The organism is Rhodopirellula islandica (assembly GCF_001027925.1).
Lineage (GTDB): Bacteria > Planctomycetota > Planctomycetia > Pirellulales > Pirellulaceae > Rhodopirellula > Rhodopirellula islandica.
The window spans coordinates 383,213-391,573 of record NZ_LECT01000044.1; the positions used below are offsets into that span (position 1 = coordinate 383,213).

Here is an 8,361-nt window from a genome sequence, read left to right on the forward strand (position 1 = left end):
TGCACTGCTGCGTGTGGAAGACTGCAAGCCAATGGGTCCGTCTTGTTTTGTCAGACCCTCGGTTCTATCGATCCAGTGGTTTGAAGCCACATCACGGTCCGATCGTCATGAAGCATCATAGTTCGCTCTCGCCTGCGGTGGTCAAGCAACACACGGTGTGCACCAGTATGATGATCGGCTACGACACTTTCGCAGAGCTTCAAAAGCCTGAACAATGGCGTTCCTTTTTCGTGGTACGAGACCCACGTGATTTGGTCGTATCACGCTATCACTCGGCGCGGTTTTCTCATCGAGAAATTGGGAACATCGCGGATGTCCGCAAATTGATGTCAGCGATGACCGACGAAGAAGGCCTCGTTTATACCATTGAGGAGCGGTTTCAAGAGCTGGCTGATATCATCAAGTCGTGGATCAAGGCAGTTCAAGAGGAGGGGAATCAAAGCCGGATGCGCATCGTTCGTTTCGAGGATTTAACTGCTAAAAACAACGCGGCGGTGTGGCATGAAATGCTGCAGCATCTTGATGTTCAAGTTCCCGAATCGACGCTTGAGTCCATTCTGTCGTTTTATCACCACTCACGATTGAAGCCACCCGGGGGAAAGTCGTTGGCAAAGACGGAGAAGTATCGCAGTGGTAAGCACGGCGAATGGAGATCTCACTTTACCCCCCTGCTAACGGAACGATTCGAGCAGCGGTTCGGCGATCTTGTTCAAGAGTTAGGGTACGGCGACGCGTGAAGCCTAGCTTGAATCTGAAAAGGCGGGTCGGGATTCTGGTCATCGCGCGGGCGCTGTTTACATTCTTCCAGTGGCTGATGTTGGCCAGCGTTGTGCACTTGACTGGTCCGGCCACGGTTGGAGTCTATGGAACCGCATTGGCAGTTGCGACAATGGTGTTTCGATTTGCCGATTTCGGGATTGTTGGTGCAGTGACGACCGACATCCACGGCGAGTATCAATTGCGAGACTACTACCGGCTTCGATGGTGTCTGAATTTGGCCGCCGCTATGGCTTTGATAGGTATTGTATTCTTTGCCTACGGCTTAAATGAAACTGCGATTATTTGTCTGGCACTGCTGTTTCCAAAATTGGTTGAGTCACAGTCGACATTCACCTATGGGATTTACCAACGCGCCAATCGAGTGGAATGGGTGGGTGTGTCACTGCTCGCTCGAGGTGTTGCCGGCACTTTTGGTTTCATCGGCATGCTTTGGATTACTAAGTCGCTCTTGACCGCCGTGCTCGCCATGGGGGCCGCGTGGCTACTGGTTGCGATCACGCTGGATGCTTGGTTCGTTGTCAAGGCCATGGCGTTGGTTGTTTCCACTCAAGTCACCGAAGAGAATGTCGGGCATCAAGTCCGCGAGCATGAGTTGTGGCATCTGACGAAGCGGCTGTGTCCACTTGGAGTTGCGGGGTTGCTGGCCTACATACTTGGGGCGCTGCCGACGGTCTTTTTGGAGGGCATGCATCCCCTCGAGATAGCAGGGGTCTATACCGCGATCTATTATCCATTTCAAGCTGCAAACATGATCGTCAAGTCAATGGGGGAGGCCCTGTTGCAACCTCTAGCGAAATCGGCTCAGGAAGGACGAAACATTCAGTCAGCTCGCATTCTGCTCAGGGCAGTAACAGCCATCGCCTGCGTCTGTTTGATTGGAATCTGCGTGGCTTTTTTTGCTGGAGATCAAGTGCTATCGTTGATGTACAGCCCAGTCTACGCCAATTATTCCGGTGAGTTCACGCTCTTGGCGGTCGCGTGGAGTTTTCGATATTTGGGTGCGACGCTCAAGTTGGTTCCTACTGCGAAAAGAAACTTCGCAGCATCTTTAAAACTCCATTTTGTCGCCGCGTTGCCAATGCTGTTCGTCGCTCCGTTTCTTATTCACAAATACGAGTTAGTGGGCGCTGTCTACTCCGTGATGATCAGTCACTTTGTCTTCATGCTGGGAGCTGCCCACCTCGCTCGCTCTGAGTTTGGATTCGCGGTTGAACGAGGATAATCATTTTTGGAGTTCTGGCTGGACTAGGGTTAGTTTTTAACGTCGACTGAATTCGATTTTTCTAGATGATCTGGGGGGCGATTTTACGGAATGGGACGCTTAGAAAGGTTTGTTTGCCACAACGGAATTCGTCAAGGTTTGAGCACCGAACTCTCTTTCAGTCTGACGCTTAGCTGACTAAGATTTCTGTTAGTCGAATGCGGTGATTGGAATGAGCGGCAAGCAGTATCGGGTACATTTTGCGTTAAGCACCCGATGGTCCGTTTCCAAGAAGGAACCTGATTTTGTTCAGTACGCTTCCTTGGCGTTCTTTTTCCAGGGCTCGATATCTCGATTCTCTGTTCTCCGAATACTACTCACACTGAAAATAAACGGTCATGACGCAAACGGAACCACGTGGCGCCCTCGTTTACGGTTTTTGGGGCCAGAACATTGGCAATGCATTCTTCAATGTCGGTGGCAAGTGGATCGTGGAAGAAACGTTCGGTGGAAACGTCAGCGAAATTCAGGACCAGCCCGCTTATCGAACCTTTCACAAAAAGCACTCGGGTAATCCGAAGAATGACATTCAGCTATTGAAGTACATTGATGTCGACTATGTGGTCCTTCAGGGCCCGATGCTGACCACCTCGTTTCGAGCGATTTGGGAACCGACGTTCAAGGCACTGAAAGCCCGCGGTGTGAAAATACTCCTGCTTTCGGCGGGGTTTTTTAAGTATACGGATGAAGAAATCTCAGCTGCGAGGGACTTTTTGAAGCAGTATCCTCCGGACATGATCAGCACGCGTGATCCCTATGCGTATGAGCATGTCAAGGATCTGTGCGAGTTGAATTACAGCGGGATCGATAGTGCTTTCTTTTGGCCGCGGGCTTACAAGCCTGTCGCGTTGAAGATGGATCCTTACATCACTGTTAATTTCGATCAGTATCCCGAGCCGAATATGACGGTGTCGCGGTCGTCGCTCGATGCGAACGTGGTTGGTGCAGCGGATATTTCATTTGAGGCGTTAGACCGACATTGGGCTCTCAAGCAGCCAGAATGGCTGAAAAAGTTCGCGGCCGCTGGGCAGTGGCAGTGCTACCTGGGAGCGCGGTTGGATCACCGTCGTCTTCCAGTAACGATGGATGGCTTGACCGTCATTCGCCCGGAACATCGCTTCAGCCCTCACATGACTTGGAAAATATATGGTCAGCCAGGCGCGGTTGTATCGGATGAACCGTATACCTATTTCACCATTTATGCTGGTACTGAGTTGACTATCTCGGACCGAGTTCACGCATGCGTCGCGACGCTTGCGGCAGGCAAACCGGCATTTTTTTGCCACCCAACACCCCGTGCTCATTTGTTTGAGCGTTTGGGAGTCCAGGATATTCGTAAGCATCCGATGACCTTGAGTCCAGACCTGCTCCATGCAGAACAAGAGGCTGAACTCGCTTTTCTAAGGAAGGCTCGCGAACAGTTGTTTCCCAGCTGATTAGTGCACCATGCGAATTTTGATCCATGATTTTGGGGGGTATCCATTTCCTATCGAGCTCAGCCGGGAGTTAGCAAGCCGCGGTAACGAGGTGATGCACGCGTACTGCGGTTCCATCAAGACCACTCCTGGTGGGGAGCATCAGAAGGCACCGGATGATTCCGAGACGCTTGAGGTTATGCCGGTTTTATTGCCAGAGACCCTTGATAAGTATTCTTTTGTGAAGCGATGGAGACAGGAGAATCATTATGGAATGCTTGTCAGCAAGCTAGCGAAAAAATACGCACCAGATGTCGTTGTTTCAGCGAACACTCCGTTGGATGCGCAGCGGCGTCTGGTTGCGGCATGCAAGACAGAGCAGGTTCCATTTGTATTCTGGCTACAAGATGTCTTAGGGGTGGCCACGGACAAACTGCTCCGTAAGAAGATTCCTGTCGTAGGGAAATGGATCGGCCGGCACTATCTCAATATGGAGCGTTCACTGCTTCAGCAAAGCGACTGGAATGTATTGATCACGGAAGATTTCCTCCCGCTAGCCAAGGAATGGGAACTAGCTGAACAAAAAGTGACAGTTATTGAGAATTGGGCTCCAATTCATCGGTTGCCTCCGTGTGACAAGCGGAACCAGTGGTCGGTAGAAAAAGGACTGGATGACAAGCGGTGTTTGATTTACACCGGCACCATGGGAATGAAGCACAATCCCGGCCTCTTGCTGAGGCTGGCGAGCTCGCTTCAGCAAGAACCTGATACTCGGGTTGTGGTTGTATCGGAAGGGTTGGGTGCGGAGTGGTTGAAACAAAAGGCCAGGGAACAGCAGCTCGATAATCTTCTGGTCTATGATTACACACCATTCGAGCAAGTCCCTGATGTCATGGGGACTGCGGATATTTTAATTGCCGTACTTGAGCCGGATGCTGGGCTTTATTCCGTTCCATCAAAGGTCCTTGCCTACCTTTGCGCTGGACGCTCCGTTTTGCTTTCAGTTCCTCTCGAGAACCTTGCTGCTAGAACCGTTGTTTCGGCGAATGCTGGGCTGGTCCATCCGCCTGGTGCGGATGATGAGTTTGTTGAGTCAGCAATGAGTCTTTTGAGTGACGAAGACATGCGGATGCAGCTTGGTCGCAATGGACGGTTCTATGCTGAACAGCACTTCGACATCAAGCAGATCGCGGACCGATTCACCGAGGGAATTGAGCGGATCGTGCATAAGCCGATCTAAAAAGTACCTGAGGCCGATTGCAGTTCGTGGTTTGCCACCTTAATACGCTCCTTCTCGGAAGAGCATTGTTCGGAACGTTCGGAAGATGATGTAGGTGTCGAGCCAGGGGGACCAGTTGCAGACGTAGTAGCTGTCCAGACGGATGCGTTGTTCGTAGCTGGTGTCGTTGCGGCCGGAGACTTGCCAGAGGCCCGTGATCCCTGGGCGGACTCGCAGGTACAGCGGGTACATCTCTCGGTAGCGGCCAATCTCGTCGGACACAATTGGTCTCGGCCCGACCAGGCTCATCTCGCCTTTGAACGTGTTCCACAATTGAGGGATTTCATCGAGGCTGGTCTTGCGTAGAAAGTGCCCGATGCCGGGGATGATTCGTGGGTCGTTCTTGAGTTTCTGATCCTCCACCCATTGGCGACGCATCTCGGGGTCTTGCTCGAGGTATTGTTCGAGAACCTCGTCCGCGTTGATGACCATCGTGCGGAACTTCCAGGCTTTGAATGTTTCTCCGCCAATGCCGATTCGTTTGTGACCGTAGAAGACCGGGCCGGGGCTTTTCCATTTGATGAAAAGCATCGCCAGAATGAACAGTGGGGAAAGAGTGATCAGAGCGGTCCCGGAAACGAGCAGGTCCACGGTCCGTTTGACGAAACGGCTGATGGGACTTCGAAGGTGATCGCGAAGATGGACTCCCATGACACCGGCGCATTCACGCGTGTTGGTCCACAGGCTCGGCAGCAACACTTGGGAGGGCAGCACGAGCAGGTTGGGAACGTTTCCGGCGTGCGACATGACTTCGTTCATGTCGATTTGTTCGCATCCACCCGGGGCGACAATCGCCCAGCGAATTTGGAGTTTGCGGCGTAGGCGGTCCAGTCGCTGCACCGATCCGAGGTACGGAATGCCGTTGAGTTCTTCCGACTGCCCGTCCACGGATTGTCGAGGAAAGTCCACCACTCCAATCGGTCGAAGGCCGCGTTGCGGGACACGATTGTAGAATCGGAACAGGGCACGCCCTTGAGGGCCGGAGCCAACGATGATTGTGTTTTCGCCCCACCAACTGGTTTTCGAGCAAAGCTTTCGAGTGATCAGGCGTACGATCGGTACCAAGAAGGCGGACACCGCCATGCCGAGCATGCAGAGCAGGAATTCGCCGGTGCTGAGAGTTGCCAGGGTCATGTTGGCAAGCATCACAAAGGCAAAGGATGCTGCCGCGGCAAGAACTGTTTGACGAAGTTCCAGAACGGGACTGATGCCAGTGCCTGGGTACAAACCCAAGATGGATCCGGTGACCAAATAGCAGACGGATAGGCACACAGCCTGGAGTCCTAGGCCTGAATGAAGGTTGAGCCAGTTGGCCAAGATCAGCGGAATTGCAGCGATGGCACCCGAGGCAAGGAGTGCGGTCAAGTCGCCCAGAACCAGCGGAACACAGGTCAGGAAGACCTGCATCGATCCGGTTGCTTGATTCCGAGTTGCGCGGCGACGATTGGGGCTGGAGGTGTTTCGTTGGGTGCGGCGATGGTCGGTGACTGCGGCGCTGGGGACAAATGGGTCCAGTTGTTCGATCGTGTCTGTGCAAACGACACCGACCGGCAGCGGATTCGTGTCTAAGTGCGTCATCAATCGCTAACTAAGTTGGACGGTCAAGATGAGAGGAGTTGGCCCGCTCGGCCTGGGGGCTGCGTGGGCGAGGGCATTCTAATTGCGATGACCAGAAAAAAAGGGATGTTCATCATGCTTTCAACCGGATTTGAGTCGCTGTGCCATCAAGCCTTTCTAAGGGTGGTCAGGGTCCCGCAATCGATACGGATCGTTCGTTGGAGCGGGAATGAACCGCCGGACACTTAAGTTGACGACAGGGGTGTCGCGAATGTGATCTCAGTGTGGTCAGAACCGAATTCTGGCGAATCCGGCTGCGGGTGAATTGGCTGGCTACGAGTTAGTTGGGAGGGGTGCAGCCCTCGGATTGTGCGAGTGGTAGCGAGACGACTTGGCTTTGGGTGGCCATGGCTGGCATGTCGGCGACGCTTCGTGGGTATTTGGCGTGGTGCTTGGCGAAGTCGATGGAGACATCGAGGGCCTCCAGCATCTTCTGGGTTTGCAGATCAAAATGCAGGAAGCTGCCCATGACCGTGTGGGCGTACTCGAACTTGGTCGGTCCCATCATCGCTGCACGAACGAAGTTGCGGATGTAGAGCGACCGCGTGCGTTTGTCGCGAAGCATTCGCCAGGCGATGGTCCGGAACCCCTTGAACATACGGCGGAATTCCCACGCGTTGGGCACGTGTTTGTTGACGATTTTGATTCGCGCCGCTGTGTCGATCACCCGGTCCATGAAGGCTCGCGGCGAGTAGACGTTTTCAATGATGTTGCGAAGCTCTTGGTAGATCTCCACTCGATCTCGTGTGGTGACGAAGTTCATTCCGCTGATCGTTTGATCCTTGGACTCCACACTTCGAAGCTCGTACTTTGCGCCCGTGTCTTGAATCCAATTGTGTTCGGAATCAATCAAACGGCGTTCTTTGGATAGCCGCCGGGTGAGCTGTGTGTTGGGGAGCGCTGACAACAATCCAACCATCGATAGTGTGATGCCGCTTTCTTGGATGAAGCGGATCATGGGGACATCGGTGCCCGGTTTGTCGGTGTCAAATCCGATGATCAACCCGGCCGCGACGGAGATCCCGTGGTCGTAGATCGTTCGCACTCGATCGATGATCGGATGCACCGTGTTAATTCGTTTTTGCGTGTGAATCAGCGTTTCTTCATCGGGTGATTCGATTCCCAGGAAGACATAGCGGAACTGGACGTCTCGCATCAGTTCCAGCAATTCTTTGTCGTCGGCCAGGTTGATGCTGGCTTCGGTGGAGAACACAAACGGGTAATTGTGCTCTTCGTTCCATTGCTTGAGTGCAACCAGCAACGGTTTGATGAGTTTGCGATTGCCGATGAAGTTGTCGTCCGTGAAGTCGACCCAGCCTCGGTAGCCCAAGTCATAGAGTCGTTGCAGTTCGGCGAGGAACTGATCGGGATTTTTGACGCGAGGACGCCGGCCGAACAGCTCGATGATGTCGCAGAATTCGCAGTTGTACGGGCAGCCTCGGGAGGATTGTACCCCGACGTGCAGGTAGTCATTGAAGTCCACCAAGTCGAAACGCGGCGTCGGCGTCGTGGTCACATCGGGTTTGTGCGGTGATTCAAATTGACCTTTGGGATTGCCATCTCGCCAGGCATCCAGCCACATCGGAATGGTCAGTTCACCTTCGCCAACGACGACCGCATCGGCGTCTTGGTAAATCTGTGGTTGGCTGGTTGGGTCCGGTCCACCGACGACGACGAACTTTCCCTCCGCGTTGGCGCGTTCCACCCAGTGCAGGATGCCAGGTTGCTGGGGCAGCATGCCGCCGGTGCAAATCACGTCGGCCCATTCCCAATCGGATTCCTCCACTGGCGCGACGTTCTGGTCCGCGATCCGAAACTCCCATTGCTGGGGCAACAAGGCCGCGACGGTCATCAGGCCCAGTGGCGGGGCGGTGGCTTTCGCGCCAATGGCTTTGGCGCTTTCAACGAAATTCCAATAGTTCGTTTGTTCGAAGCAGGGCTGAATCATCAGGCAACGAACGGGCGAATCGGGGCTCTCGGGCAATCTGGGTGATGCCGGCAACCGGGAC

The 8,361-nt window shown here is 53.7% G+C and carries 6 protein-coding genes; 4 read left to right on the top strand and 2 right to left on the bottom strand.

Features of this window, described 5'->3' with window-relative positions; genetic code table 11:
• Nucleotides 1-107: 107 nt before the first annotated feature.
• The 4 genes from RISK_RS22735 to RISK_RS22750 all read left to right on the top strand — a co-directional run bounded on the left by RISK_RS22735 (nucleotide 108) and on the right by RISK_RS22750 (nucleotide 4,696).
• Nucleotides 108-737 carry a sulfotransferase domain-containing protein gene (locus tag RISK_RS22735; RefSeq protein ID WP_047816565.1) on the top strand — a complete coding sequence of 210 codons (630 nt, stop codon included), beginning with the start codon at nucleotides 108-110 and terminating at the stop codon, nucleotides 735-737.
• A gap of 8 nt (nucleotides 738-745) precedes the next feature.
• Nucleotides 746-2,002, top strand: coding sequence for a lipopolysaccharide biosynthesis protein (locus RISK_RS22740; protein WP_160311491.1), 1,257 nt, complete (start codon nucleotides 746-748; stop codon nucleotides 2,000-2,002).
• Nucleotides 2,003-2,379: 377 nt separating this feature from the next.
• The gene (locus tag RISK_RS22745) at nucleotides 2,380-3,477 is read left to right on the top strand and encodes a polysaccharide pyruvyl transferase family protein (protein ID WP_047816567.1); all 1,098 of its coding nucleotides are present in this window, start codon (nucleotides 2,380-2,382) and stop codon (nucleotides 3,475-3,477) included.
• A gap of 10 nt (nucleotides 3,478-3,487) precedes the next feature.
• Nucleotides 3,488-4,696 (top strand): glycosyltransferase family 4 protein, encoded by a 1,209-nt coding sequence (locus tag RISK_RS22750; RefSeq protein ID WP_047816568.1) that lies wholly within the window; start codon nucleotides 3,488-3,490, stop codon nucleotides 4,694-4,696.
• Between the two features lie 39 nt (nucleotides 4,697-4,735).
• Here the strand turns inward: RISK_RS22750 and wbaP are convergent, their stop codons facing one another.
• Both wbaP and RISK_RS22760 read right to left on the bottom strand, forming a co-directional pair.
• Nucleotides 4,736-6,313 carry an undecaprenyl-phosphate galactose phosphotransferase WbaP gene (gene wbaP, locus RISK_RS22755; protein WP_047816569.1) on the bottom strand — a complete coding sequence of 526 codons (1,578 nt, stop codon included), beginning with the start codon at nucleotides 6,311-6,313 and terminating at the stop codon, nucleotides 4,736-4,738.
• A 319-nt stretch (nucleotides 6,314-6,632) separates the two neighbouring features.
• Nucleotides 6,633-8,300 (bottom strand): B12-binding domain-containing radical SAM protein, encoded by a 1,668-nt coding sequence (locus RISK_RS22760; RefSeq protein ID WP_047816735.1) that lies wholly within the window; start codon nucleotides 8,298-8,300, stop codon nucleotides 6,633-6,635.
• Nucleotides 8,301-8,361 lie beyond the last annotated feature (61 nt).